Raw genomic sequence first — 23021 nt, 5'->3', positions numbered from 1 at the left:
CGTTGTGCTACGCGGCGTTCAGCCGGCCCAGCATGCCCCACACCGCGGGTGTGAGCTCGGGGTGGTCGAGCGCGACGCGGCGCAGAAGCTGATACTCGAACCGCTCGCGCTCCTGGGGCGCCGCCGACGGGTGGTACGCCCGCGAACGCGCTTCGGCCAGATCGTGCGCCTCGATCGTCTCCTCGCGCAACGTGAGCACCACCTGCTCGTCGACGGTAGGCAGGTCGGGCAGGAAGTCCCACGGATCGTCGCCGAGCCGGCACCGGAACTCGATCACCGCGGCCAGCTCGTCGCGCGCCTCCTGGCGCAGCAGTTCGAGGCTCATCGGATGCCTGTGATGCTGTGTCATCCGTCGACCTCCGCCCTGCGATCCGCGGCGCTGCCCGCCCCGACACGTCTGGATGATCGACAAGGGTACGACGGTCGTCCGACGCCAAGCGAATCGGCATGCCGCAGTGTTTCGCCTGCATAACGATTGCCCCAGGACTTGCGGGTGGAGCGCCGAGAGCGGCGGAGGCCGTGCCGCGACGACGGCACAATGAAACGAGTCACTAGTCCGAACCCCGTCGAGAAAGGCATTCATGTTCGCCGTGCTCGACTGGCTCACCGCGCCGCTGGCCATGCCGGGGTCGCAGGTCGTCACGGTGGAAGCCTTGCTCGGGGCTGTCGCCCTCCTCGCAGGTTTGGTCGCGGTCGCTCGCTTCGCCGACCGGGCGTGGCCCGTCGCGGCGGCCGTCTGCGGTGCGTTCGCGCTGCTCGCGCTTCTCGAGGTGCGGTTCGTGGATGCCGGCATGCGCCTGGTGCTCGCCGTCCTGTGCGCATACGGCTGGCGTGCTCGCCGGAGTGGCCACGTGCGGCGCCCGCGCTCCGTCTCGGGGCGCGAGGCCGCCTATGGCGTCGTTCTGTCGGCCATCGCCACCGTCGTGGTGGCGTACGCGCTCAGCGGTTCGCAGGCATCCGTCGAGCAGGTGCCAGCCAACGGGACTTCCGGTCAGTCGGGCGCCGTGGCATGGGGCACGGCAATCGTCGTCGTCGCGATGTATGTGCAGGTGGCGGCGCTCGCACGAGGCGTGGTCGCGGGCTGGTGGGCCGGCCTCGCCAGCGCGGTGCTGAGTGTCGCGCTCTCCGCGGCGGCGGGGTCCTGGGCAACCGTCGCCGTGTCGATGGCCGCTGCTGTCGTCTGCGTCTACGGATGGGTGTGCTGGCGACGGTACGCCGCGTCGGAAGTCGTGCACGAGCGCGTGCGGGATGAGGTCGACGAAGACATCGTCGCCTGACGCTCGTGCCGGTCGCTTTCGTCATACGGGAGCAGGAGCACGCGCCCCGTCAAGGGATGACAGAACTCGGGGAGAGCGGCCTACGGTCGCGCCGAACGAGGGAAGGGTGAAAACCATGTCGGACGAGACGCGAAACAACGAAGACGACGACCTGGAGCCGCAGGGCCGACCCCCGCTGGTCGCCCCGCAGGAGCCGTCCGCCAGCGTTGCCGGAGCCGCACCGGGCGGTCTGCCTCTGGATGACCGCCGGTCCGAAGCCGGGGAGCAGGGCATCAACTCGTCGGGCGACACGGTCGCCGACGACGACCGCGGGGAGTGAACGCGCTGCCCTGAGCGCACGTCCCAGAGGCTGGGCGATGCAAGCGGATTGAATCGTTTCGGCGGCGGACTTGACCCGGAGCGCACTCCGGGTCTCACGATGGTTGCATGAGCACGTTGACACCATCGCAGGCGGCCACGAGCCTGGGCGTCTCGGCCGAGACCCTCCGGTACTGGGAGCGCGCGGACATCCTGTCGCCCGTCGGGCGCGATTCCAGTGGCCGACGCGTTTACACCGACGGGGACCTCGAATCCATCGATGTCATCAAATGCCTACGGCAGACCGCGATGCCGATTCGCACCATTCGTGAGTTCGTGGAGCTGGCCCGTGAGGGTCGTGGCACGGAACGAGCGCGACTGGAGATGCTGCGCGCGCACCGCGAGCAGGTGCTCGACGACATCCGCAAGCAGCAGGAAGCGCTCGACTACATCGAGCACAAGATCGCCTACTACGAAGAGATCACCCGATGACCAACCCATCCGAATCAAGGAGAACCATGCAGTACCGCACCCTCGGCCGCAGCGGAACGGCCGTCACCGACCTCGCCCTCGGCACCATGACGTTCGGTCACGAGGCGAGCGAGGAGGCATCCCATGCCATCCTCGACGCTTACGTAGAGGCCGGCGGAAACTTCATCGACACGGCGGATGTCTACACGCACGGCGTTTCGGAGGAGATCGTCGGCAGGTGGCTCGCCGCGCACCCCACCGAGGCAGAGCAGCTCGTGATCGCGACCAAGGGCCGCTTCCCGATGGGCGAGGGCGCGAACGACCTCGGGCTCTCGCGCCGGCACCTCTCCCGGGCGCTCGACGCGTCCCTGAAGCGGCTCGGCGTCGAGACGATCGACCTCTACCAGATGCACGCGTGGGATGCCCTGACTCCGGTCGATGAGACCCTCCGGTTTTTGAACGACGCGATCGCAGCGGGCAAGATCCTGTACTACGGCTTCTCGAACTTCACCGGATGGCAGCTCACGAAGGCAGTGCACGTCGCCAGGGCTCACGGCTGGGCCGAGCCGGTGACGCTGCAACCGCAGTACAACCTCATCGTGCGCGGCATCGAGCACGAGATCGTACCGGCCGCGCTGGATGCGGGGGTCGGGTTGCTCCCGTGGTCGCCGCTCGGCGGCGGATGGCTGAGCGGAAAGTACCAGCGCGACGTCGCGCCCACCGGCGCGACCCGACTCGGCGAGAACCCGGAGCGCGGCATGGAGGCGTGGCGCGCACGCAACGACGACCCGCGCATCTGGCGAATCCTGGAGGTCGTACAGGAGCTCGCTGACGTACACGGCGCATCCCTGTCGCAGGTGTCGCTCGCGTGGCTGCTCGCGAAGCCGGGCGTGACCAGCGTCATCCTCGGTGCTCGCACCGTCGAGCAGCTGCAGGACAACCTCGGCGCTAGCGAGGTGGAGTTGTCGGATGAGCAGCTCGCCGCACTCGACGAGGCCAGCGCACCACGAGTGGAGGACTACCCGTACGGTGCGCCGGGAGTGCAGCAGCGGCATCGGCGGATCGACGGCGGTCGGTAAGGCAACGTCAGGGGCTGGCGCTAGCGTTGCCGCATGTTCCTGCTGAGCGGTTCCGCATCCGCATCCGACACGGTGGTGCTGAGCCCCAGCGACCTCACCACCGCGTCGGCGTGCGAGTTCGACTTTCTGCGCAGGCTCGACGGCAAGCTCGGCTGGGGCCCGGTCGTGGAGCGGCCTCTGGATGCCATGCTCGAACGCACGTCGCGGCTCGGCGACGAGCACGAGCATCGGGTGCTCGACCGGTACCTGCAGCGTTTCGGCGAGGCCGTCGCGGTGTTCGACCGACCGGAGCACCCGGATGCCGAGGGCCTCACCGCTGCCGCACAGGCAACGGCGGCGGCGTTTCGCGCCGGCGCTCCCGTCGTCTATCAGGGAGTGTTCTTCGAAGCGGCCGGCGGGGGGAGTGACTCCGGCGGGATCGCCGACGGTGACCTGCCGATCGCGTTCGTCGGGTACGCCGACTTCATCGTTTGCGAGCCGGACGGGCGGTATACGGTCGAAGACACGAAACTCGCCCGGCGTGCCAAGGTGACGGCGCTGCTGCAGGTGGCCGCGTACGCCCTGCAGTTGCGCCGCATCGGCGTGGAGCCGTCGGAGGAGGTGCGGCTGCTGCTCGGCGACGGGAGCGTCAGCACCCACCGGCTGGCGGACATCCTGCCGGTGTATCGCAAGCGCATCGCCAGGCTGCACGACATCGTGCGGCAGCACCTCTCCGACGGGGAGGCCGTGCACTGGGGCGACGAGCGATTCTCTGCGTGCGGCCGATGCGACACGTGCGCGGCCGAGGTGGAGGCGAACCGCGACGTGCTGCTCGTGGCGGGGGTGCGCGTGACGCAACGTCCGCGCTTCGTGGCCGCAGGAATCCGTACCATCGACGACCTGGCAGTGCTTCCCGATGGTGCCGAGGTCGAGCGGATCGCGCCGACCACCGTGGCAGCTGTGCGGGAGCAGGCGCGGCTGCAGCTGGCCGCGAAGGCCGGCGGGCCGCCGCCGTTCGTCGTGTACAGGCCCGCTGCGCTCGCGGCGCTGCCCGAGCCCGACCCCGGCGACATCTTCTTCGACTTCGAGGGCGATCCGCTCTACACCGAGGGCACCGACCAGCAGTGGGGGATCGACTACCTCTTCGGGGTGCTGCAGACCGACGGTGAGTTCCACCCGTTCTGGGCTCACACCTTCGCCGAGGAACGAGAGGCGCTGATCGCGTTCCTGAGCGATGTCGAGCGACGCAGGGCGGCGCATCCGGGCATGCACATCTACCACTACGCGTCGTACGAGCGCACGCACCTGCTGCAACTGGCGGCACGGCACGGCGTGGGCGAAGACGCGGTGGACGACCTGCTGCGCGACAACGTGCTCGTCGACCTCTACCCGCTGGTGCGCAAGTCGGTGCGGGTGGGGTCGCGGTCGTACTCGATCAAGAAGCTCGAACCGCTCTACATGGGCGTTCAGCTGCGAAGCGGGGAGGTGCAGGATGCCGGCACCTCCATCGAGGAGTACGCGGCGGCTCGCGCGCTGATGCTCTCCGGCGATCTCGAGGAGGGGCAGCGGCGCCTGGACGAGATCGCCGCGTACAACCGCTACGACTGTCTCTCCACCTTGCGCCTTCGGGACTGGCTGCTGGAGCGCGCAGCGGATGCCGGAATCCCGGTCGGCCTGCCGGCTCCCGACGGTCGCGTGCCCGAGCTCGAGCCGTCGACGCTGCGCGACGATCTGCTCGCGCTTGCAGGCGAGGCGGGTGTGCCGCATGCGTCCGGAGCGGATGCCACGCGTCAGCGCACCGCGGACCAGACCGCCGCCGCGTTCGCCGCAGCCACGCTCGACTACCACCGTCGAGAGCAGAAGAGCTTCTGGTGGTCGCACTTCGCCCGGCTGGTCGATCCCATCGAGGCATGGGCGAACACGAGAGATGTCTTCGTCGTGGAGCGGGCGAGCGTAGAGCGGGACTGGCACAGGGAGGAAGGGCAACGCGTCGACCACCGCATTTTGCGCCTCACCGGCCAGTTCGGCCCGGGCAGCACCGCCAAGGCCGGCGGCGACGCCTACCTGCTGTACGAGTACCCCGGGCCGTTCAAGGCCACCAGCGGAGACCGTGGAGCGCGCAGTGCCAGGGGCGTTCGTCTCTCGGATGTGGGCGACGACTGGGTGCTCGTCGATGAGACCAGGGCCGACGACGTGCTGCCGTATTCAGACCTGCCGAGCGCCGTCACACCAGGACCACCCCCGCGTGCCGGTACCCAGGTGCCGGCGATCGAGTCCTGGTGCCAGTCCATCGTCGACGCGCAGCCTGCGTGGCCGCGCGACCCTGTGACGGACCTGATGCGGCGCATCCCGCCGCGCACACGGGAGGCGACCGTAGCCGAGCGAGCGGGCCGGGCATCCGTCGACACCCTCATCGCCGGGGTGACGGAGACCGTCGCCGACCTTGAGGACTCCTACCTCGCCGTGCAAGGGCCTCCCGGGACCGGAAAGACCTACCTCGGCGCGCACGTCATCGCGTCGCTCGTGCGCGACCACCACTGGAAGATCGGTGTCGTGGCGCAGTCGCACTCGGTTGTCGAGAACCTGCTCGCGTCGATCGTGAACACCGCGGGTCTCGATGCCGGCCTGGTCGGCAAGGTACCCCAAGGCGGCGCGCGAACTGCGCCAGACCCGGCATCCCCGTTCACTGTGCTGCCGAAGGATGGCCAGCTGCAGTTCGCTCTCGATCACCTGCAGTCAGGGTTCGTGGTCGGCGGAACCGCTTGGGACTTCAGCCACCCTGCACGGGTGCCCGCGAAGAGTCTCGATCTGCTCGTCATCGATGAGGCCGGGCAGTTCTCGCTCGCCTCCACCGCGGCATCGGCAGTCGCTGCGCGTAATCTGCTGCTCCTCGGTGATCCGCAGCAGTTGCCGCAGGTGAGTCAGGGGCTGCATCCCGAACCGGTCGACCAGTCGGCCCTCGGCTGGATCAGCGACGGCCACGACGTGCTGCCAGCCGAACTCGGCTTCTTCCTGCCACAGACCAGGCGCATGCATCCGGCGCTTGCCGCCCGGGTGTCGTGGCTGTCGTACGAGGGGCGACTGCGGGCGCATCCGGAGTCCGGCGCCCGCGGGCTCAAAGGTGTCGAGCCCGGACTGCACCCGCAGCCGATGTTGCACGAGGGCGACTCGACGGAGTCCACTGCCGAGGCGACGCGCGTCGTCGAGCTCGTCGATCACGTGCTCGGCCGCGTGTGGCACGACGAGCACGGCGAACGCCGGCTGACCGACGACGACGTCATCGTCGTCACGCCGTACAACGCCCAGCTCGCGCTCGTGCACGCCGCGCTGACGGATGCCGGGCACGCTGCCGTGCGTGTCGGCACCGTCGACAAGTTCCAGGGTCGGGAGGCGGTGATCGCGATCGTGTCGCTGGCGGCGTCATCCGCGGAGTACGCGCCTCGCGGGCTCGGGTTCCTCATCATGAAGAACCGGTTGAACGTCGCGGTGTCGCGCGCCAAGTGGGCGGCGTACCTGATCTACTCGCCTTCGCTGACCGAGCATCTTCCGCACAGGCCGGAGGGAGTCGCGGAACTCAGTGCGTTCATCACGCTGGCCGAGGGGAGCATCAGCCGAAGTCCATGATCGTGCCGTAGAGCGGATACACGTTCTTCAGCGAACGCGATTCGGACGAGACGGCGAGCGTGTCCCCGGTGGACGACGCGAAGTCCACGGTCCCGGTCAGCGTCGCCTTCGTGAGAACGAACGGCAGACTTGTACCGGTGAAGGCGTCTGGGCTCTCGAGCAGGCCGAAGTGCAGGTGCGGCCCCTGCGAAGGGCCGGTATTGCCGAGCTTGCCCAGCACCTGTCCAGCCTTCACCTTCTCTCCGACGCGCACCGTGAGACTCCCGGTCTGCAGATGGCCGTAGAAGGCGTACACGCCGTCGTCGATCTTGAGCATGATGCTGTTGCCGCCGAATCCCTCTTTGGTCTCGGGCGCCGAGGAGCTGAACGGAACGGACTCCGCAATGCCGTCCTGGGCGGCCACGACCGTGCCGTCAGCCACAGCTAGCACGGGAGCCCCGAAGCCGTAGAACTGCTCGTTGGTGCTTCCGTTCCCTTCGTAGATGCGGTCGCCCTTGGCCAGAGCCCAGTCAACGGCGAAGGTCTCCGACGTCGCCAGGCGCAGCCCGCCTTCCGAGAGCAGAAGGTCGCGGTGCACGTTCGGTGAGCAGCAGGCGCTCGTGGCGAGCCATCCCTTCCCGGCGAGCGGGGACTCGATCCGGACCGCGTGGGTACGGTCGACGTCGACCGTCGGGCCTTGCACCGACGTGTCGTCGACGATCACCGCATCCGGGGATGCCGGCAGCTTGTAGTCGATGCGGTTGGAGACGCGGGCGGGCACAGGGACACCGGATGACAGCGGCAGATCGACCTCGACGACCACCGCGGCGGATGCGGCGACGACGGGGGATGCCACGTGGGTGTAGAGCGATTGGGTCGCCGCGGCCAGCGACCGCCCCGTAACAGTGAGGAGGCGCTTGCCATCGGTGCCAAGGACGACGACGTCGGTCAGCGTGACCGGCTCGCCGAACGCGTTGACGACGAGAAGGTCGTACTCCAGGTGGTTCCGGCCGTCGCTGGCCGGGACGACCTGCGCGCGTTGCACGGGCTGGACCAGAAGCGCGCTCACCCCGTTCGTCGGAGTGGGCTCTCTGCTGTCCGACGCCTTCGTCGGGGACGACGCGGGCGACGATGGACCGGCGGGGACAGCGGTGCAGCCCGCAGCTGCCAACGTGGCAGCCGCCACCGCCGCCACGATGACCGATCGCCGTCGACTGCGCATGCGCTCATTCTCTCCTCGGAGACGGCTCGCAGTGGCGGAACCGCCAGCGTCAACCGAGGATCATTGACATGCGCTGCCTCCTGAGGTCGGCGCGGCCGGCGTTCGCGGCGCTCGCCTCGACCTGCTCGGTGTTGCTGTTCGCCGGACTCGCTACCTTTGCTGCGACTGCTCCCGCGCCGCTCGCCGCGCCGCCCGGCGCCTGCCGATCGAGACGCCGATCATGATGGCGCCGATCGCCGCCAGGACGAAGCCGGACGTCTGCAGCCAGCCGATGCCGTTGGTCGGCAACCCGGTGGTCACGGCGGTAGCGATCTGATAGCCGAAGCCCGCGGCGATGCCGAGCACGACGAGCACGATGCCGACCGGGAGGAGCGCTTTCACGGCTGACAGCCTACGAGGTGCGCCGGAGAGGTCGATCAGAGCGACATCGGCAGAGCGGTCGGACAGGCGCCGTCACGCGGCGGCAGCGGGCAGCGCGGTCTCGATGGCGGAGATCACCTCGGGTGCATCCGGCTCGGTTCGCGGGCGGAACCGCTGCACCGACCCGTCCGGCGACACCAGGAACTTCTCGAAGTTCCACTGCACGCGACCGGCCTTGCCCGAGGCATCCGGAGTCTTCTTCAGCTCCTGGTAGAGCGGATGCGCCGACTTGCCGTTCACCTTCACCCGCTCGAACATCGGGAACGTCACGCCCCACGTCGTCGAGCAGTACTGCTTGATGGCGTCTTCGCTGCCGAGCTCCTGGAGGAACTGGTTGCTCGGGAAGCCGAGCACGGCGAACCCGCGGTCGCCGTACGTCTTCTGCAGCTCCTCGAGCTTCTCGTACTGCGGCGAGAGTCCGCAGCGGGACGCGACATTGACGACGAGCAGCGCCATCCCGTCGAAGGCGCGCAACGACGTGGGCTGTCCGTCGATGGTGGTGAGCGGGAGATCCCAGGCGGAGTCGGAGAGGGCGGTCATGATGGCAGCGTAGATCGGCTGCCACGCGTTGGGGCGGAAAGTCGCTTGCCGTGCATGGCACCATGAACCCATGGCATCCGGCTACATCGACGACTTCGCCGCGTTCATTCAGGCCTCACCCTCCTCGTACCACGCGGCGGCGGAGGTCGCCCGCCGGCTCGAGGCCGAGGGTTTCGCGCGGGTGGAGGAGACGGATGCGTGGCCCTCTGGCCCCGCTGGCGAAGCTGCGCGTCGCGGCGTGCTCGTGCGCGATGGCGCGGTCGTGGCCTGGGTTGCGCCCGCCGACGCGACGCCGACGACTCCGTTCCGCATCGTGGGGGCACACACCGACTCGCCCGGGTTCAAGCTCAAGCCGAAGCCGACGACCGGTGCCGCCGGATGGCTGCAGGCAGGCGTCGAGGTCTACGGCGGTCCACTGCTGAACTCGTGGCTGGATCGCGAGCTCGAGCTCGCGGGTCGTGTCGTCACGACCGACGGCGTGGAGCACCTGGTGCGATCGGGTCCGCTGCTGCGCATTCCGCAGCTCGCGATCCACCTCGACCGCGGTGTCAACAACGACGGCCTGGTGCTCGACAAGCAGCGCAACACGCAGCCCGTGTGGGGCGTGGGAGATCCGCAGAGCGAGGACCTCTTAGCGCAGGTGCTGGCAGGCAGCGGTGTCGCAGCATCCGAGATCGCCGGTTACGACCTCGTCACCGTCGACACGCAGCCGCCGCGCACCTTCGGCCTGGGCGGCAGCCTGCTCGCGTCGCCCAGGCTCGACAACCTCAGTTCCGTGTACGCCGGACTGCACGCTCTGCTGCAGGCCGCGGGTGATGGCGCCGAGCCGGCATCCGGGCACATCAGCGTTCTCGTCGCGTTCGACCACGAGGAGCTCGGTTCCGAGACCCGTTCCGGCGCGAGCGGGCCGATCCTCGACGACGTGCTCTCGCGCATCTCGCGGTCATTCGGTGCGGGCGACGACGGGCGGGCGCGTGCGTACGCTGCGTCGTGGTGCTTGTCGGCGGATGCCGGGCACGCCGTGCATCCGAATTATCAGGAGAAGCACGACCCGGTGAATCGCCCCATCGCCGGCGCCGGCCCGCTGCTGAAGATCAACGCCAACCAGCGGTACGCAACGGATGCGCACGGCGCGGCCCTGTGGGCGCGTCTGTGCGCAGCGGCCAGAGTCCCGTATCAGGAGTTCGTGTCGAACAACTCGGTGCCGTGCGGCTCGACGATCGGACCGCTCACGGCGACACGGCTCGGGATTCGAACCGTTGACGTCGGCGTACCGCTGCTGTCGATGCACTCCGCCCGCGAGCTGTGCCATGTGGACGACCCTCGCTGGCTCGCTGGAGCCCTCGCCGCTTTCTTCACCGGCGAGTAGGGGCGCCGGGGCGACCCGAGCGGCGTCAGCGGATGCGGAAGTCTTCGTCGCCGACCGGCGTCTCCTCCGTGACGTCGACGGAGGAGACGGATGCCCACGTCGGACCGCTCCTGCACCATTCGACGACCGCTTCGACGTCGTCGCGCGACCCCTCGAAGACCGCTTCCACCGCGCCGTCCGGCAGGTTGCGCACCCAACCGCCGAGGCCGGATGCCCTGGCCAGTTCGGCGCACGAATACCGGTAGCCCACGCCCTGCACCTGGCCGTGCACCAGCACGTGCAGCCGGGTGATGTCGGGCATCCACAGCTCCTTAAGACCGGCCATCCGACGGACGCGGAAAAGATAAGGCATCCGCCCGATCCGGGGTGCCTACCTTAGTCGCGAGCATCGTCTTAGACAACGGAGAGAAGGACGAAGACGATGTACAACGAAGCTCTGATGAACGCCGTGAACGCCGACCGGGAGCGCCTCTACGCGGAGCTCGACCGAGTGCGCAGACAGCGGGAGATCGCGGCCGAGCGGGCGGCGGAGACGGATGCCGAACCCGGCGATGCTCCACGTCGCTCGCGCGGTCGTCGTTCGGCCGGCAGGATGCCGGTTCGGCACCTCGCAGCGAGGTGAATCGGGCCGCCCTCGAGGCACGGAACGCTTCCGTCTCGGCGGCCTCTGGAATGTCGGTGGCTGGTGGCAGCATTGACCACGTGAGATCACCGGTCAGCAGCCTCGAGATGATCGGCCGGGAGGCCGACCTGGCGGCGCTGCGGGCCGAGTTGCGTCGCAGCGCCGACGAGCCGCGTGCGGTCGCCATCGGCGGCGAGGCGGGGATCGGCAAGACCCGGCTGGTCGCCGAGTTCCGCAGCGACGTCGGCGACGCGCTCGTGCTCACCGGGAAGTGCGTCGACCTCGGAACGGAGAGCGCGCCGTACGCGCCGTTCACCGCGATCATCCGCGAGCTCGCTGCCGAGATCGGCACCGAAGCGCTGCTCGAAGCCGCGGGGCCCGCTCGTGCCGTGCTGTCCGTCGTCCTGCCGGAGCTGGCATCCGCCGAGGGGATGCCGCAGCGTGCCGGAACAGAGCGGCTGTACGAGCTCGTGACGGTGCTCTTCGAGAACGTCGCGCTTCAGCGGCGGCTGGTTCTGGTGATCGAAGACATCCACTGGGCCGATCGCTCGACCATCGAACTGCTGCGGTTCCTGGTGAGCATGCTCGAGCGGCCCGGCATTCTCATCGTGGTCACGTACCGCAGCGACGAGATCGTGCGCGGGCATCCGCTGCGCCCGGTTCTGCCCGAGCTGGAGCGGTCGAGGCGGCTCACGCGATGGGAGCTGGCACGGCTTACGCGTGAGCAGGTCGCGGCGCAGGTGCGCGCCATCGCAGCGCAGTCCCGTGCGAGGCTGACGGCTGAGGCATCCGACGGCGCGCCCGCTGTGCGCGAGGCGGAGTCCGTCCACGATGCGCAGCTCGACGATGCACTGATCGATGACCTGTTCGAGCGCAGCGAAGGCGTTCCGTTCTTCGTGGAGGAACTGGCCGGAGCGAGCCTCGCAGGCATGCGGGCGGCACCGGGCGCGCTTCCCGAGACGCTGCGCGAGCTGCTGCTGGCCAGATACGAGCGGCTGGACGACGGCACGCAGAATCTGCTGCGGCTGCTGGCGGTCGGTGGATCCTGCGTTCGTCACGACCTGCTCGACCTGGTGTATCCCGGCTCTCCGGCCGAGCTGGATGCCGGGGTGCGCGCTGCCGTCGACGGCGGTGTGCTCGTGATCGATGACGCCTGCTACGACTTCCGGCACGCGCTGGTGCGCACCGCCGTGCTCGGAGAAGTGCTGCCGGGGGAGCGGGTGCGCTATCACACGGCATACGCGGATGCCCTCGAGACCTTCGCCGCCGCGGGCCGCGTCGTCGCGCATGAGATCTCGCAGCACCGCATGGAGGCGCACGACGCGGTGCGCGCCTTTCCCGCGACGCTCGACGCGATGCGCGAGGCGCGGCAGGCGTACGCGTTCGCACGAGCCGCACGCATGGCTGAGCGCGCCCTCGAACTGTGGGAGAGCGTTCCCGATGCCGCGTCCATTGCAGGCATGTCGCACACGGCTCTCATGCAAGACGGATCGGCCGCATGGCGCGATGCCGGCGACATCGAGCGCGCTCTCACGCTGATCGACGCCGCGATGGCCGAGTGCGACCCTGCCGACGCCGAACAGCACGCGGGTCTCCTGGTCGACAAGGCCAGATATCTTGCATCCCTCTCTCGCACGGGTTCGACGGCACTCCTCGAGCATGCCCTCGCAGAGCTCGGTGAGGATGCCTGCTCCGATACGGCGTCGGCTGTGCTCAGCGATCTCGCGGGGCGCCTCATGCTCGAGGCGCGATTCGATGAAGCGGTGTCCGTTGCGACCAAGGCGTTGTCCCAGGCCGAGAGTGCCGAGTCGCTCTCGCGGCGATCAGTGGCGCACAACATCCGCGGCGTCTCGCTCGTGGGACTCGGCCGGATAGAAGACGGGCTCGCCGACCTCGAACGGGCCGGAGAGCTCGCGGCGACCCGTGACGGCGCGATGCTGCGCTACCGGGTGAACTCGTCCGACGTCATGCACCTGATCGGCCGGTACGCCGACGCCGTCGAGATCGGCAACGCGGGCGTCGAGCGCGCCCGTCAGCTCGGCGTGCAGCGCACCAGCGGCGTCATGCTGGCCTCGAACACGGTCGAGCCCCTCACCGCGCTGGGACGGTGGGAGGAGGCAACCGCCCTGCTCGACCCGGCGCTTGCCCTGAACCCGGCCCCAGGGTTCCGCGTGCACCTGCAACGGATGAAGATGTGGCTGCTCACCTGGCAGGGCGACCTGCGCAAGGCCGACGAGCTGTGGCGCGCATGGGAACCGATGATGAGCGTTCAGGGCGAGATCGAGGTGCAGTCCCGTCTGGGGACGGCGCGCGTCGAAGCCGAGCTTGCTCTCGCCCTCGGCGACGCCGAACGGGCGTGGCGAGCCGTGAGCGTGCTCCTGCGCGACCACCGCACGATGAGCGGATACGACCTGCCGCTGCTGGCGGACGCGGCACGGACCCTCACTTTGCTGCGCTCGGGAGCAGGCGCGGGCATCCTCGAGCACATCGACCTCGGTTCGGCCGAGACGGGGCTGCGCGAAGTGCTCGCCACGGCTCTCGACTGGCCGACGGCGCCGGTGTGGGCGCCGCTCTTCGAAGCCGAGTTGGCCGCTGATGGAGCGGATGTCTCTGCGTGGCGGGTCGCGGTCGATGCGGCGCGGTTGCCCGCTGCCCCTGCGCACCTCGAGCCGTATGCACGGTACCGGCTGGCGCAGGCGCTCCTGGGCCCCACAGGGACCGGTCTCGGTACGGCGCAGCATCGTGCCGCAGCGCACCGGGAGAAGGCGCATCGTGAACTCGAACTCTGCCGGCAGCAAGCGGAGTGGCTCGGCTCGGGACTGTTGCTGGGCTGGCTCGACGAGTTCGCCCAGCGTGCGGGCCTCGACGGTCCAGCGGATCACGCCACGGATGCCGCAGCCGAAGCGCCCGCCGCGCGGCTCACGGACCGCGAACGGCAGGTGCTCGACCTCATCGCTCAGGGGCTGAGCAACAAGCAGATCGGCGAGCGGCTCTACATCAGCACGAAGACGGCAAGCGTGCACGTCTCCGCCATTCTGCGCAAGCTCGGCGCCACCTCTCGCACCGAGGCGGTCTACCTCGCGGGTCGCGAGCCGGCCACCGCGTAGACGACGGGGCGTTCCGTTGCGCTCAGCGCCTACGGTCGATGCTGTCCGCGCGCTGTTGCTTCACGCGAGCGTTCTCGGCCCGCACTGCCGCCTGCGTCGCACGCTCCCGCACCAGCCACTCCGGGGGAGCGGCCAGCAGTTCGCGGATCTGCGCGGTGGTCAGGGCATCCTTCACGCCGGCCCTTGCCAGCCCGCTCGTCGACACACCGAGCTTGCGCGCGACGACCTCGCGCGGATGCGGTCCGTCGCGCCGGAGGTCGACGAGCCACTGCGGCGGCTCGGACTGCAGCGCCGCGAACTGCTCGCGCGTGATCGCACCGCCCTGGAACGACTCGGGCGTGGCAGGCAGGTAGACGCCGAGCTTCTTGGCGGCGGTCTCCGGCTTCATCGCGCCGGGCCCCGGCTGCAGCGTCTCACTCATCCCTCAAGGCTAAGGGGCCCTTACCCTTGGACGGTGGAACCCTTCCGGCTCGCCTACGTGCGCGGCGTGACGCCCGCCAAATGGGTGCGCATCTGGGAGGAGCGGATGCGACGCATCCCGCTCGAGCTCACACGAGTCGATGAGCCCGAACAGCTTCCGGTGTTGCAAGAAGGCCGCGTCGACATGGTGTTCGTGCGGCTCCCGATCGATCGCGACGGCCTGCACGCCATCCCGATGTACGAGGAGCGACCAGTGGTGGTCGTGCCGAAGGACCACGTCATCGCGGCGGCGGACGGCGTGACTCTCGCGGAGGTGGCGGAGCTCGGCGAGCCGGTGCATCCGTTCGATGCCGCAGTCGAAGACACGCTGGCGCTGGTCGCCGCCGGGGTCGGCAGCGTGGTGCTGCCGCATTCCGTCGCCCGGCTGCACTCACGCCGCGACCTCGTCGCCCGGGAGGTGACGGATGCCGAACCCACCCGCATCGCGCTGGCGTGGCTGAGTGAACCACAGCCGCCTCGAAGCGACGAGGAGCAGCGCCGCATCGACACATTCATCGGCATTGTGCGCGGCCGCACGTCGAACAGCTCACGCCACTGAGCGTGCTGCGGAGGGGGGTGCGCTGCCGGATAGCCTGAGGGGATGAGCGCGGCCGACAGCATCCACTCCGGTCGCGCGACTGACAAGGAAGTGCGGCTCGACCAGCGCGTACACGGTCTGGACTCACCGGACGAGGTCTTCGATGTGTTCGCCGAGTGGGCGGGGGAGAGCGGCCTCAGCCTGTACCCGGCGCAGGAGGAGTCTCTGATCGGCATCGTCTCCGGTGCCAACGTGATCGTCTCAACGCCCACCGGCACCGGCAAGTCGCTCATCGCAGTCGGCGCTCACGCCGCCGCACTCGCCGACGGACGCCGCACGTTCTACACGGCGCCGATCAAGGCGCTCGTGTCGGAGAAGTTCTTCGCCCTGGCCGACACGTTCGGGGCCGAGAACGTGGGTATGATGACGGGCGACTCTCAGGTGAACGCGGATGCGCCGATCATCTGCTGCACAGCGGAGATCCTGGCGAACCTTGCGCTGCGGCTCGGCCCGGATGCCCCGGTCGACCAGGTGGTGATGGACGAGTTCCACTTCTATGCCGACCCGGACCGCGGCTGGGCGTGGCAGGTGCCGTTGCTCATCCTGGAGCGGGCGCAGTTCGTGTTGATGAGTGCCACCCTCGGCGACGTGAGCGGCATCGCCGACGATCTCTCGCGCCGAACCTCACGCGAGACGGTCGCAGTCACCGGCGTCGAACGCCCGGTTCCGCTGGACTACGCCTACGCGTTGACGCCGGTGCACGAGACGATTCAGGAGCTGCTGGATGCCGGCAAGGCGCCGGTCTATGTCGTGCACTTCTCGCAGAAGGATGCGCTCGAGCGTGCACAGGCGCTTGCCGGTGCATCCGTCGCCAGCCGCGAGCAGCGGGATGCGATAGCCGAAGCGATCGGCGGGTTCCGGTTCGCCGCGGGGTTCGGTCGCACCCTGTCCCGGTTGCTGCGGCTCGGCATCGGCGTGCACCACGCAGGCATGCTGCCGAAGTACCGCAGGCTCGTCGAGCAGCTCGCGCAACGTGGCCTGTTGCGCGTCGTGTGCGGAACGGACACGTTGGGAGTGGGCATCAACGTGCCCATCCGAAGCGTGCTGCTGACGGCGCTCACGAAGTTCGACGGCACCAGGATGCGGCAGCTCACCGCGCGCGAGTTCCACCAGATCGCCGGACGAGCTGGTCGTGCCGGGTACGACACCGCAGGCACCGTCGTCGCGCAGGCTCCCGAGCACGACATCGAGAACGCGCGCGCCGTGACCAAGGCGGGTGACGATCCGAAGAAGAAGCGCAAGATCGTGCGCAAGAAGGCGCCGGAGGGCTTCGTGTCGTGGGGCGAGCCGTCGTTCCGGCGACTCATCGATGCGGAGCCCGAGACGCTCACGCCGCACCTGCAGATCACGAGCGCGATGATCGTGAACGTCATCGGTCGCGGCGGCGATGTCTTCGGCAACGTGCGGTCGCTGGTGTTCGAGAACCACGAACCGTGGAAGCGGCAGCTCGAACTGGCGCGCCGCGCCTTGGGCATCTACCGCACCCTGGTGACGGCGGGAGTCGTCGAGAAGGACGCCGACGGCATCCCTCGCCTCACGGTCGACCTGCAGCCGAACTTCGCCCTCAACCAGCCGCTGTCGCCGTTCGCTCTCGCGGCGTTCGAGCTGTTCTCGCCAGAGGAGCAGGGTGTCGGCACGGGGGACTACGCACTCGACATCGTGTCGGTCGTCGAGGCGACGCTGGACGACCCGCGCCCGGTGCTGCTCGCCCAGCAGCACCTCGCCCGCGGTGAGGCCATCGCCGCGATGAAGGCGGAGGGCATCGAGTACGAGGAACGCATGGAGCTGCTCGAGGAGGTGACGTGGCCCAAGCCGCTGGAGGGCATCCTTCAGCAGTCCTTCGAGACGTACAGCTCCAGTCAGCCGTGGGTGCGCGACTTCGAGCTGGGCCCCAAGTCGGTCGTGCGCGACCTGTTCGAACGGGCGATGACGTTCGCGGAGTTCGTCTCGTTCTACAACCTGGCGCGAAGCGAAGGCGTGGTGCTGCGCTACCTGTCCGACGCCTTCCGGGCCCTCCGGCAGACCGTGCCCGACGAGGCGAAGAACGAGGAGCTGCGCGACGTGATCGAGTGGCTCGGCGAACTGGTGCGCCAGGTGGACTCCAGCCTGCTGGACGAGTGGGCCACGTTGCAGGCAGCAGAGCAGAGTCTGGTGCATCCGGATGCCGCACGGCACGCCGCCGAGACCGCGATCGTGCCGCCTGCTCCACGCACGCTCACGTCGAACCGTCGCGCCTTCCTCGTACTCGTGCGCAACGAGCTGTTCCGGCGTGTGCAGTGGGCGGGGCTGGACCGCGTCGACAAGCTCGCCGAGCTCGACCCGGACTTCGGTGAGGACGCCTGGGCGCAGGCGCTCGACGCATACTACGGTGAGCACGACTCGATCGGCACCGACACGAACGCCCGCAGCGCCGCGATGCTCATCGTGGACGAGTCGGATGCCGCGGGCGCGCGTACCTGGCACGTGCGGCAGATCCTCGCCGACCCGGAAGGCGACCACGACTGGGGCATCGCGGCCGAGGTCGATCTCGACGCGTCGGATGCGGAAGGCGCCGCAGTGCTCCGGGTCACCGACGTGAATCGGCTGTAGCGGAGTCCTAGGCGACGCTCAACCGGCGACGGTCTGCAGTGGAGCGTCTTCGTCGGCTGCCCACTCGTTCAGCGACCCGTCGTAGACGGCGACATCGTCGCGACCGAGGATCGTGAGCGCGAGAGCGTCGGCGCTGGCCGCGACACCGCCCGCGCAATACGCCACGACGGGCTCGGGGGAGGATGCGGCATCCGCAAGCAGCACGCGGAGTGCGTCGTCGGGCAGGAACGCGTTGGTCTCTCGGTCGACGAGCCGCGACGCCGGCGCGCTGAGGCTGCCCGGAATATGTCCGAGCCGGGGCCGATGGCCGGTCTCGCCGGCGAACTCCCGCGGCGGGAGTCCGCACACCAGAACCGCCGGCTCGTCGCCGGCCACAGCGCGAAGCACACGCTGCTTGTCGGCCCAGTACGCAGTCGCCTCCACCGCCGTATAGGTCGCGGAAGCCTGCGGTGCGACGTGCCCGACCTCGATCGGCCGTTCCTCAGCCGTCCACTTGCGCAGGCCGCCGTCGAGCACCCGCACATCGTCGTGGCCGAACGAACGGAACAGCCACCACAGCCGCGCGGCCCACTGGCCCACCGAGTCGTCATAGACCACCACCGAAGAATGCTGGCTCACGCCGACGGATGCGGCGGCGCGCGCGAACTGGGCGGCATCCGGCTTGGTGAACGGCAGGGCGGCGGACGCGTCGCTGAACTCCTCGAGCAGGTCGGCGAAGACCGCGCCGGGAATGTGGCCGCCCATCAGGTACCGCTCGTGCCCTGTCACGTAAGAGGGATGCCCGTCGAAGCCGGCCACCTGCAATACGGTGGCGTCGAGAACGACCACGTCCGATCCGATCGCATCGTCGGACCCGGTCAGCAGCCGGGCGAGTTCGGCAGTGGAGACGAGGTGCTGCCGACCGCTGAATCGAGCAGGCGCGGAGCTGTGCGCGGTCGAGTCGGGAGTGGATGCCGGTGCGTGCGCTGTCACCAGCCCACGGTACGGCGCGGCACGGGATCGCCCGCGTCGTCGCTCAACACGACGTAACGTGGCAGCTCGGTCCTCGCCGGATGCGGCCGTGAACGTCGGCGACGGGTGTCAATGCGCGCGAAGGCCGTCGAGGAAGATGTCGAGCAGTCGCTCAGCCGTGACACCCTGGTCGTGCCGGTGCGCGACCGTGAAGATCCCGATGAGGCCGGCCGAGACCTCCTCGGCTGTCACGTCTGCGCGGAGGTCTCCTGCCGCGACGCCCGCCGTGAGGATGCTCGAGATCGCCGCCAAGAGCTCGTTCCTGGTTCGCGCATGGGCCACCTCGCCCGACTCGACCATGGTCAGCAGTGTGGCGAGCATGCCGTTCTTCGTCGCGATCCAGTCACCGAACAGGTCCATCCATCGCCGCAGCGCCACTGCGGGCGTGTGAGCGGCAAGCAGATCCTTGGCGCCCTTCGTGAGGCGAACGACCTGGTCTTGGTAGACCGCCTCCACCAGCGATTCACGAGTCGGAAAGTGTCGGTAGAGCGTACCGATGCCGACACCGGCCTCCCGGGCGATGGCGCGCATCGAGGGTTCGGTCTCCGAGGTCGCGAGCACACGCGCCGCGACAGCGAGCAGCTGGTCCCGGTTGCGCACCGCATCCGATCGGGTCGGTCGGGGTTCCGATGTTGCCAAACGGATCACGCTCCGGTTAGGGTGGCCAGGTGAAACGGAGCATAGTCCGTTTCCGAGCGGTTCACCATGGCGCCTGGTCGGCGCCACGGCAATGGTCAAGCGACGAAGCACGAGGATGGGAAGCGGAATGACGCAGCAAAGCCGGGCGGTCCTGCTCGAGACGTTCGGCGGTCCCGAACACCTGTCCGTGCAGAACGTGCCGGAGCCGCACGCGAGCCGTGGCGAGATCCGGGTGCGGGTGACCGCGGCCGGGCTGAATCCCATGGACTGGTTCATGACGTCGGATGCCGCAACAGCCGCGCGGTTCGGCTTGACGCTGCCTGCCGGGTTCGGCACCGACTACGCCGGCGTCGTCGACGAGGTCGGACCGGATGCCGCGGGCTATGCCGTCGGCGACCGCGTGTTCGGAACTGCTCTCTCCCGTGCCATCGCCGACCACCTCGTGATCGCAGCAGAGGGGAACATCTCCACCGGCGTGGCCCACCACACGCCTGAAGGCGTCGATGACCGTACTGCCTCCACGCTGTCGATCGCGGGCAGCACCGCGGCGGCGGCGCTGGCGCTTCTGAATCTCGGCCCCGACGACACGGTGCTGATCGGCGGTGCTGGGGGCGGCGTGGGTGTCTTCGCCGTTCAGCTGGCGCGCATCTCGGGCGCTCGGGTCATCGGCACAGGTTCTCCCTCGTCGTCGGAGTACCTGAGCAGCCTGGGCGCCGTGCCGGTCGCGTATGGCGACGGATTGACGGAGCGCATCCGTGGTCTGGGCGGTGCGCCCGTCACAGCGGCGCTCGACCTGCACGGGACGGACACGGTGCAGGTCGCCCGCGAGCTGGGAGTCCCCGACGACCGCATCTGCACCATCGCTGCCCGCGTCGACGGTGTGCGGGCCGCCAACGGAGCGAACGCCGGCCCGGAGGCCCTCGACGAGATCGCACGCCTGGTCGCGACCGGTCGCATCAGCGTGCCGATCGCGGCGACCTTCCCGGTCGAAGACATCCGGTCGGCCGTGGAGTTGCAGGCGGGCAGGCACGTCCGAGGCAAGGTCGTCATCGACCTGTCTACGCACTCTGCTCAGCAGGGTTGATCCGGCCTCAGCAGGGTTGACCCGGCCTCAGCAGGGTTGACCAGGGCTCAGGAGGGTTGATCCGGGACTCGGACGACTATGGCGCCGGGTCGGACGGTGATGCGGGCGCGAACCACGTCACCGAAACTGTCGCCGTCGAGTTCGATCGCTTGCGGTCGGTTGAATCTGGCGACTATGGTTCGGGCCTGCCCGTACCGGATAGCGGATACGCCTGGCGCAGAGCGTAGCAGGAGACGCCCGCCGCGAGAGCGGTGCAGCATTCCGTTCAGGGCGAGCCGCGAGCCGACGCTCGCCCACCCTCCGAAGCCGGCTGGGTTGAGCGCCACGATGTCGAGCAGGCCGTCGTCGGGCGCCGCGTCCGGAAGCAGGAGAATCCCAGCCGTCAGCGTGCCGCAGTTGCCGACGATCATCGTGTGCGCACGCACCGTGCGGCGGCGCCCGCCGTCGAGCGCATAGCTGACCGAGAAACGCTCGCCAGAGAACACCGAACGAAGTATCGGATCGGTGTAGGCCAGCCAGCCCACGCGCTTCTTCATCGCGCTGTTCGTACCACTCGCCATCCGTGCGTCGAGTCCGATCCCGGCCATGACCAGGTACACGGAACGGGTTATGTGCCCGTTCTCGTCCGCGAGTTCGGCGCCGGCCAGGTCGATTCGACGATCAGCACCGTGAAACGCGATCCGCACCGCCTCGGCGCGGTCGTTCACCGGCAGTCCCAGGTTCCTCGCCAAGAGATTCCCGGACCCGAGCGGAACGACACCGAGCGGAGTTCCGTGAGCGTGTTCGGCGACGGTGCGTACGGTGCCGTCGCCTCCTGCCACAACGATGAGCGTGGGATGAGACGCTCTCGCTTCACGCCACGCTCGCTCATCCTCACTCACTGAGGTCTCGTGCCAAGTCGTGGCACCCCAGCCGAGGCTGTCCTCGTGACGGGTGACCTCGTCCCTGAGCGCCTGCAGACCGGTGGCCGACAGCTTGACCGGATTGAAGACGACGGCGGCGTGCGGCACGGCCGCCGCCTTCACCCCGCCGCCACCCATGTTGTCAGCCTACGCAGGCCCCGGAGCATCAGTGCGTCTCAGTGTTGGATCAGACTCGTTCTCGGCGGCAGGTTCGACGTGTCCCGGTTGCCTCGGCTCAGTTGCCCGTTGGGGCCGGAGGACGGACGGAGAAGTCGATTGACTCGGCGAGCCTGACGACCGCGGCCGCACGGTCCAGCTCGAGTTCCGATGCGATCTTGGACTGGGCCAGCGCGAGCACATGCTTCGCTTTGACCTGCGCGCTGATCTCGGCCAGACGCTCGACGATGAGACCGGCAAGCCCGTCGCGCAATTCCTCGAGGTTCGTGTTCGCGATGCCCAGTCGCCGATCGGAGATGCTCAGTTCGACGGTCGGATGCCCGTGCTCGCTCAGGAAGGACCGTGTGTCGCTGCCGAGGATCTCGGTCACCTCGTCCTGCTCGGGCCGCCGCGAGAAAACGGCTTCGACCGAGTACCGATCAGGCGCCGCCGCGGTCAAGAGCGCCGGAGGCAACGAACCCACGAGCACCGATCGCAAACCAAGAACGCCGATGTCCGCATCGGCCGCTGTAGTAGTCGTATTCATGATCGGACATTACGCCGCCCTCCTGTGCGCACCATGCGACCGGAGAACGTCGATCACTGCACATCCTGGGTGGCCACCTCGCAGCGATCGCCTGAACCTGGCAACAGTCGCTTCGAACAGGCAACTAACGTTGCTTATCCGAAGGGAAGCTGAGAGATAAGCAACGCAGGTTGACTGTGCTTCCGAAGCAACCTATGTTGCTTAACGTGAATCCCGTACGAATACCTCCGCCCACGGGCGGCGCCGCCGACGAGCTGGCCGCCGTGGTCGCTCTCCGCGACCTGGCCGACCGCCTCGAGGATGCGGCCGTCGAACACGCGCTCCGCGACGGCTGGAGCTGGGGTCTCGTCGCCGAGGCACTCGGCGTCTCGCGTCAGGCGGTGCACAAGAAGCACCTCAAGCGTGTCGCCGATTCCGATATCGAGCTGAGGAGGCGCCGTGGATGACTTTCCCGTTCCCCAGCAGATCCGTGCCGTGGTCGTCACCGCCATCGAAGAGGCACAGCGACGCGGGTCCGCTGCGGTAGCGCCGGAGCACCTGCTGCTCGCGCTGGCCTCCGAAGCCGACTCCATTGCGGCGGGCATACTGGCCGACGTCGGGCTGGATTACGAAGCGCTCGACCGTGCGCTCGACACGGAGCGCGCCCGCTCGCTGGCCGTCGTGGGCATTCACGAGTTGGACGCGTCGCTGCTGAACGCCACACCCCGGTCGATGACCCGCCCGGGTTGGGCGTCGACGACGCGTGAGTTGTTCCGGCGAGCGCAGCCTCCGGGCCGGGGGAGGCACAGACGGGCTGAACTCGACGTGCTCTACGGCGTCATCACCGCCAATGTCGGAACCGTAGCCAGGGCGCTCGAATTCGCCGGGGTCGACCGCGATGGACTGATCGGCCGGGTCGAGCGCGAGCGGCTCGCGGACCTCGGGAATGCCCCGCTCACCGCGCACCAGGGCCAGTCCGCGCAGGAGCGTCAAGCACTACGGCGCGAGGCCGTCAAGCGCGCGCAGCAGGCCCGTCGCGAGCGCTGACAGCACCCGAAAGCATCTGTAAGC

Annotated in this window: 23 protein-coding genes; 13 read left to right on the top strand and 10 right to left on the bottom strand. The window is 68.8% G+C overall.

What is annotated here, in order from left to right:
- Window positions 1-7: 7 nt before the first annotated feature.
- Window positions 8-349, bottom strand: a complete 342-nt coding sequence (locus ACYVI5_RS12300) for a hypothetical protein (protein ID WP_460537762.1) — start codon at window positions 347-349, stop codon at window positions 8-10.
- A 232-nt stretch (window positions 350-581) separates the two neighbouring features.
- Between ACYVI5_RS12300 and ACYVI5_RS12295 the strand changes: the two genes are divergently transcribed.
- The 5 genes from ACYVI5_RS12295 to ACYVI5_RS12275 all read left to right on the top strand — a co-directional run bounded on the left by ACYVI5_RS12295 (window position 582) and on the right by ACYVI5_RS12275 (window position 6727).
- The gene (locus tag ACYVI5_RS12295; RefSeq protein WP_460537763.1) at window positions 582-1277 is read left to right on the top strand and encodes a nicotinamide mononucleotide transporter; all 696 of its coding nucleotides are present in this window, start codon (window positions 582-584) and stop codon (window positions 1275-1277) included.
- A gap of 106 nt (window positions 1278-1383) precedes the next feature.
- Entirely contained in the window at window positions 1384-1596 is a 213-nt protein-coding gene (locus ACYVI5_RS12290; protein WP_460580412.1) for a hypothetical protein, read from the top strand.
- A gap of 107 nt (window positions 1597-1703) precedes the next feature.
- Window positions 1704-2066: a MerR family transcriptional regulator gene (locus ACYVI5_RS12285; RefSeq protein ID WP_460537765.1), complete on the top strand. Its 363-nt coding sequence runs from the start codon at window positions 1704-1706 to the stop codon at window positions 2064-2066.
- A 26-nt stretch (window positions 2067-2092) separates the two neighbouring features.
- Window positions 2093-3124: an aldo/keto reductase gene (locus ACYVI5_RS12280; RefSeq protein WP_460580411.1), complete on the top strand. Its 1032-nt coding sequence runs from the start codon at window positions 2093-2095 to the stop codon at window positions 3122-3124.
- Window positions 3125-3157: 33 nt separating this feature from the next.
- Entirely contained in the window at window positions 3158-6727 is a 3570-nt protein-coding gene (locus tag ACYVI5_RS12275; RefSeq protein ID WP_460580410.1) for a TM0106 family RecB-like putative nuclease, read from the top strand.
- On the opposite strand, the gene ACYVI5_RS12270 is transcribed toward ACYVI5_RS12275, so the two are convergent.
- The 3 genes from ACYVI5_RS12270 to ACYVI5_RS12260 all read right to left on the bottom strand — a co-directional run bounded on the left by ACYVI5_RS12270 (window position 6711) and on the right by ACYVI5_RS12260 (window position 8888).
- Window positions 6711-7928 carry a M23 family metallopeptidase gene (locus ACYVI5_RS12270; protein WP_460580409.1) on the bottom strand — a complete coding sequence of 406 codons (1218 nt, stop codon included), beginning with the start codon at window positions 7926-7928 and terminating at the stop codon, window positions 6711-6713. The two genes, ACYVI5_RS12275 and ACYVI5_RS12270, sit on opposite strands and share 17 nt — an antisense overlap.
- A gap of 150 nt (window positions 7929-8078) precedes the next feature.
- A complete protein-coding gene (locus tag ACYVI5_RS12265; RefSeq protein ID WP_460580408.1) occupies window positions 8079-8309 on the bottom strand; it encodes a hypothetical protein in 231 nt (76 codons plus the stop codon).
- A 72-nt stretch (window positions 8310-8381) separates the two neighbouring features.
- The gene (locus tag ACYVI5_RS12260; protein WP_460580407.1) at window positions 8382-8888 is read right to left on the bottom strand and encodes a glutathione peroxidase; all 507 of its coding nucleotides are present in this window, start codon (window positions 8886-8888) and stop codon (window positions 8382-8384) included.
- A gap of 70 nt (window positions 8889-8958) precedes the next feature.
- Between ACYVI5_RS12260 and ACYVI5_RS12255 the strand changes: the two genes are divergently transcribed.
- On the top strand, window positions 8959-10257 hold the full coding sequence (locus ACYVI5_RS12255; protein WP_460580406.1) for a M18 family aminopeptidase: 1299 nt from the start codon (window positions 8959-8961) through the stop codon (window positions 10255-10257).
- Between the two features lie 25 nt (window positions 10258-10282).
- Here ACYVI5_RS12255 and ACYVI5_RS12250 read toward each other — a convergent pair whose 3' ends face one another.
- Window positions 10283-10558, bottom strand: a complete 276-nt coding sequence (locus tag ACYVI5_RS12250) for an acylphosphatase (RefSeq protein WP_460580405.1) — start codon at window positions 10556-10558, stop codon at window positions 10283-10285.
- Window positions 10559-10678: 120 nt separating this feature from the next.
- Between ACYVI5_RS12250 and ACYVI5_RS12245 the strand changes: the two genes are divergently transcribed.
- Both ACYVI5_RS12245 and ACYVI5_RS12240 read left to right on the top strand, forming a co-directional pair.
- On the top strand, window positions 10679-10879 hold the full coding sequence (locus ACYVI5_RS12245) for a hypothetical protein (protein WP_460580404.1): 201 nt from the start codon (window positions 10679-10681) through the stop codon (window positions 10877-10879).
- Between the two features lie 80 nt (window positions 10880-10959).
- The gene (locus tag ACYVI5_RS12240; RefSeq protein ID WP_460580403.1) at window positions 10960-13986 is read left to right on the top strand and encodes a helix-turn-helix transcriptional regulator; all 3027 of its coding nucleotides are present in this window, start codon (window positions 10960-10962) and stop codon (window positions 13984-13986) included.
- Between the two features lie 22 nt (window positions 13987-14008).
- Here ACYVI5_RS12240 and ACYVI5_RS12235 read toward each other — a convergent pair whose 3' ends face one another.
- Window positions 14009-14374 carry a DUF5997 family protein gene (locus ACYVI5_RS12235; RefSeq protein WP_460537787.1) on the bottom strand — a complete coding sequence of 122 codons (366 nt, stop codon included), beginning with the start codon at window positions 14372-14374 and terminating at the stop codon, window positions 14009-14011.
- Between the two features lie 66 nt (window positions 14375-14440).
- Here ACYVI5_RS12235 and ACYVI5_RS12230 point away from each other — a divergent pair, with 66 nt between their 5' ends.
- Together ACYVI5_RS12230 and ACYVI5_RS12225 are read left to right on the top strand one after the other, a co-directional pair.
- On the top strand, window positions 14441-15004 hold the full coding sequence (locus tag ACYVI5_RS12230) for a LysR family transcriptional regulator substrate-binding protein (RefSeq protein ID WP_460580402.1): 564 nt from the start codon (window positions 14441-14443) through the stop codon (window positions 15002-15004).
- A gap of 42 nt (window positions 15005-15046) precedes the next feature.
- Complete coding sequence (locus ACYVI5_RS12225; RefSeq protein ID WP_460580401.1) at window positions 15047-17632, top strand: DEAD/DEAH box helicase; 2586 nt, start codon at window positions 15047-15049, stop codon at window positions 17630-17632.
- 18 nt (window positions 17633-17650) lie between these two features.
- Here the strand turns inward: ACYVI5_RS12225 and ACYVI5_RS12220 are convergent, their stop codons facing one another.
- Both ACYVI5_RS12220 and ACYVI5_RS12215 read right to left on the bottom strand, forming a co-directional pair.
- A complete protein-coding gene (locus ACYVI5_RS12220; protein WP_460580400.1) occupies window positions 17651-18604 on the bottom strand; it encodes a sulfurtransferase in 954 nt (317 codons plus the stop codon).
- A 108-nt stretch (window positions 18605-18712) separates the two neighbouring features.
- Window positions 18713-19282 carry a TetR/AcrR family transcriptional regulator gene (locus ACYVI5_RS12215; RefSeq protein ID WP_460580399.1) on the bottom strand — a complete coding sequence of 190 codons (570 nt, stop codon included), beginning with the start codon at window positions 19280-19282 and terminating at the stop codon, window positions 18713-18715.
- A gap of 127 nt (window positions 19283-19409) precedes the next feature.
- Between ACYVI5_RS12215 and ACYVI5_RS12210 the strand changes: the two genes are divergently transcribed.
- Complete coding sequence (locus ACYVI5_RS12210; protein ID WP_460580398.1) at window positions 19410-20366, top strand: NADP-dependent oxidoreductase; 957 nt, start codon at window positions 19410-19412, stop codon at window positions 20364-20366.
- Between the two features lie 47 nt (window positions 20367-20413).
- On the opposite strand, the gene ACYVI5_RS12205 is transcribed toward ACYVI5_RS12210, so the two are convergent.
- Both ACYVI5_RS12205 and ACYVI5_RS12200 read right to left on the bottom strand, forming a co-directional pair.
- A complete protein-coding gene (locus ACYVI5_RS12205; protein ID WP_460580397.1) occupies window positions 20414-21406 on the bottom strand; it encodes a diacylglycerol/lipid kinase family protein in 993 nt (330 codons plus the stop codon).
- A 97-nt stretch (window positions 21407-21503) separates the two neighbouring features.
- Window positions 21504-21971, bottom strand: a complete 468-nt coding sequence (locus tag ACYVI5_RS12200; protein ID WP_460580396.1) for a hypothetical protein — start codon at window positions 21969-21971, stop codon at window positions 21504-21506.
- Window positions 21972-22177: 206 nt separating this feature from the next.
- Here ACYVI5_RS12200 and ACYVI5_RS12195 point away from each other — a divergent pair, with 206 nt between their 5' ends.
- Both ACYVI5_RS12195 and ACYVI5_RS12190 read left to right on the top strand, forming a co-directional pair.
- Window positions 22178-22417, top strand: coding sequence for a hypothetical protein (locus ACYVI5_RS12195; RefSeq protein ID WP_460537782.1), 240 nt, complete (start codon window positions 22178-22180; stop codon window positions 22415-22417).
- Complete coding sequence (locus tag ACYVI5_RS12190; protein ID WP_460580395.1) at window positions 22410-22997, top strand: Clp protease N-terminal domain-containing protein; 588 nt, start codon at window positions 22410-22412, stop codon at window positions 22995-22997. The genes ACYVI5_RS12195 and ACYVI5_RS12190 overlap by 8 nt, the downstream gene beginning before the upstream one ends.
- Window positions 22998-23021: the final 24 nt, after the last annotated feature.

This window comes from Humibacter ginsengisoli (assembly GCF_054780095.1).
Note: the sequence above shows the minus strand (reverse complement) of the source record. Positions and strands in the feature narration are given on the sequence as shown.

Excerpts from the sequence above, each read along its gene's own strand:
- ACYVI5_RS12300 (WP_460537762.1), bottom strand. The coding sequence starts at position 349 with ATGACACAGCATCACAGGCATCCGATGAGCCTCGAACTGCTGCGCCAG.
- ACYVI5_RS12295 (WP_460537763.1), top strand. The coding sequence starts at position 582 with ATGTTCGCCGTGCTCGACTGGCTCACCGCGCCGCTGGCCATGCCGGGG.
- ACYVI5_RS12285 (WP_460537765.1), top strand. The coding sequence starts at position 1,704 with ATGAGCACGTTGACACCATCGCAGGCGGCCACGAGCCTGGGCGTCTCG.
- ACYVI5_RS12280 (WP_460580411.1), top strand. The coding sequence starts at position 2,093 with ATGCAGTACCGCACCCTCGGCCGCAGCGGAACGGCCGTCACCGACCTC.
- ACYVI5_RS12275 (WP_460580410.1), top strand. The coding sequence starts at position 3,158 with ATGTTCCTGCTGAGCGGTTCCGCATCCGCATCCGACACGGTGGTGCTG.
- ACYVI5_RS12270 (WP_460580409.1), bottom strand. The coding sequence starts at position 7,928 with ATGCGCAGTCGACGGCGATCGGTCATCGTGGCGGCGGTGGCGGCTGCC.
- ACYVI5_RS12260 (WP_460580407.1), bottom strand. The coding sequence starts at position 8,888 with ATGACCGCCCTCTCCGACTCCGCCTGGGATCTCCCGCTCACCACCATC.
- ACYVI5_RS12255 (WP_460580406.1), top strand. The coding sequence starts at position 8,959 with ATGGCATCCGGCTACATCGACGACTTCGCCGCGTTCATTCAGGCCTCA.
- ACYVI5_RS12250 (WP_460580405.1), bottom strand. The coding sequence starts at position 10,558 with ATGCCCGACATCACCCGGCTGCACGTGCTGGTGCACGGCCAGGTGCAG.
- ACYVI5_RS12245 (WP_460580404.1), top strand. The coding sequence starts at position 10,679 with ATGTACAACGAAGCTCTGATGAACGCCGTGAACGCCGACCGGGAGCGC.
- ACYVI5_RS12235 (WP_460537787.1), bottom strand. The coding sequence starts at position 14,374 with ATGAAGCCGGAGACCGCCGCCAAGAAGCTCGGCGTCTACCTGCCTGCC.
- ACYVI5_RS12225 (WP_460580401.1), top strand. The coding sequence starts at position 15,047 with ATGAGCGCGGCCGACAGCATCCACTCCGGTCGCGCGACTGACAAGGAA.
- ACYVI5_RS12210 (WP_460580398.1), top strand. The coding sequence starts at position 19,410 with ATGACGCAGCAAAGCCGGGCGGTCCTGCTCGAGACGTTCGGCGGTCCC.
- ACYVI5_RS12205 (WP_460580397.1), bottom strand. The coding sequence starts at position 21,406 with ATGGGTGGCGGCGGGGTGAAGGCGGCGGCCGTGCCGCACGCCGCCGTC.
- ACYVI5_RS12200 (WP_460580396.1), bottom strand. The coding sequence starts at position 21,971 with ATGAATACGACTACTACAGCGGCCGATGCGGACATCGGCGTTCTTGGT.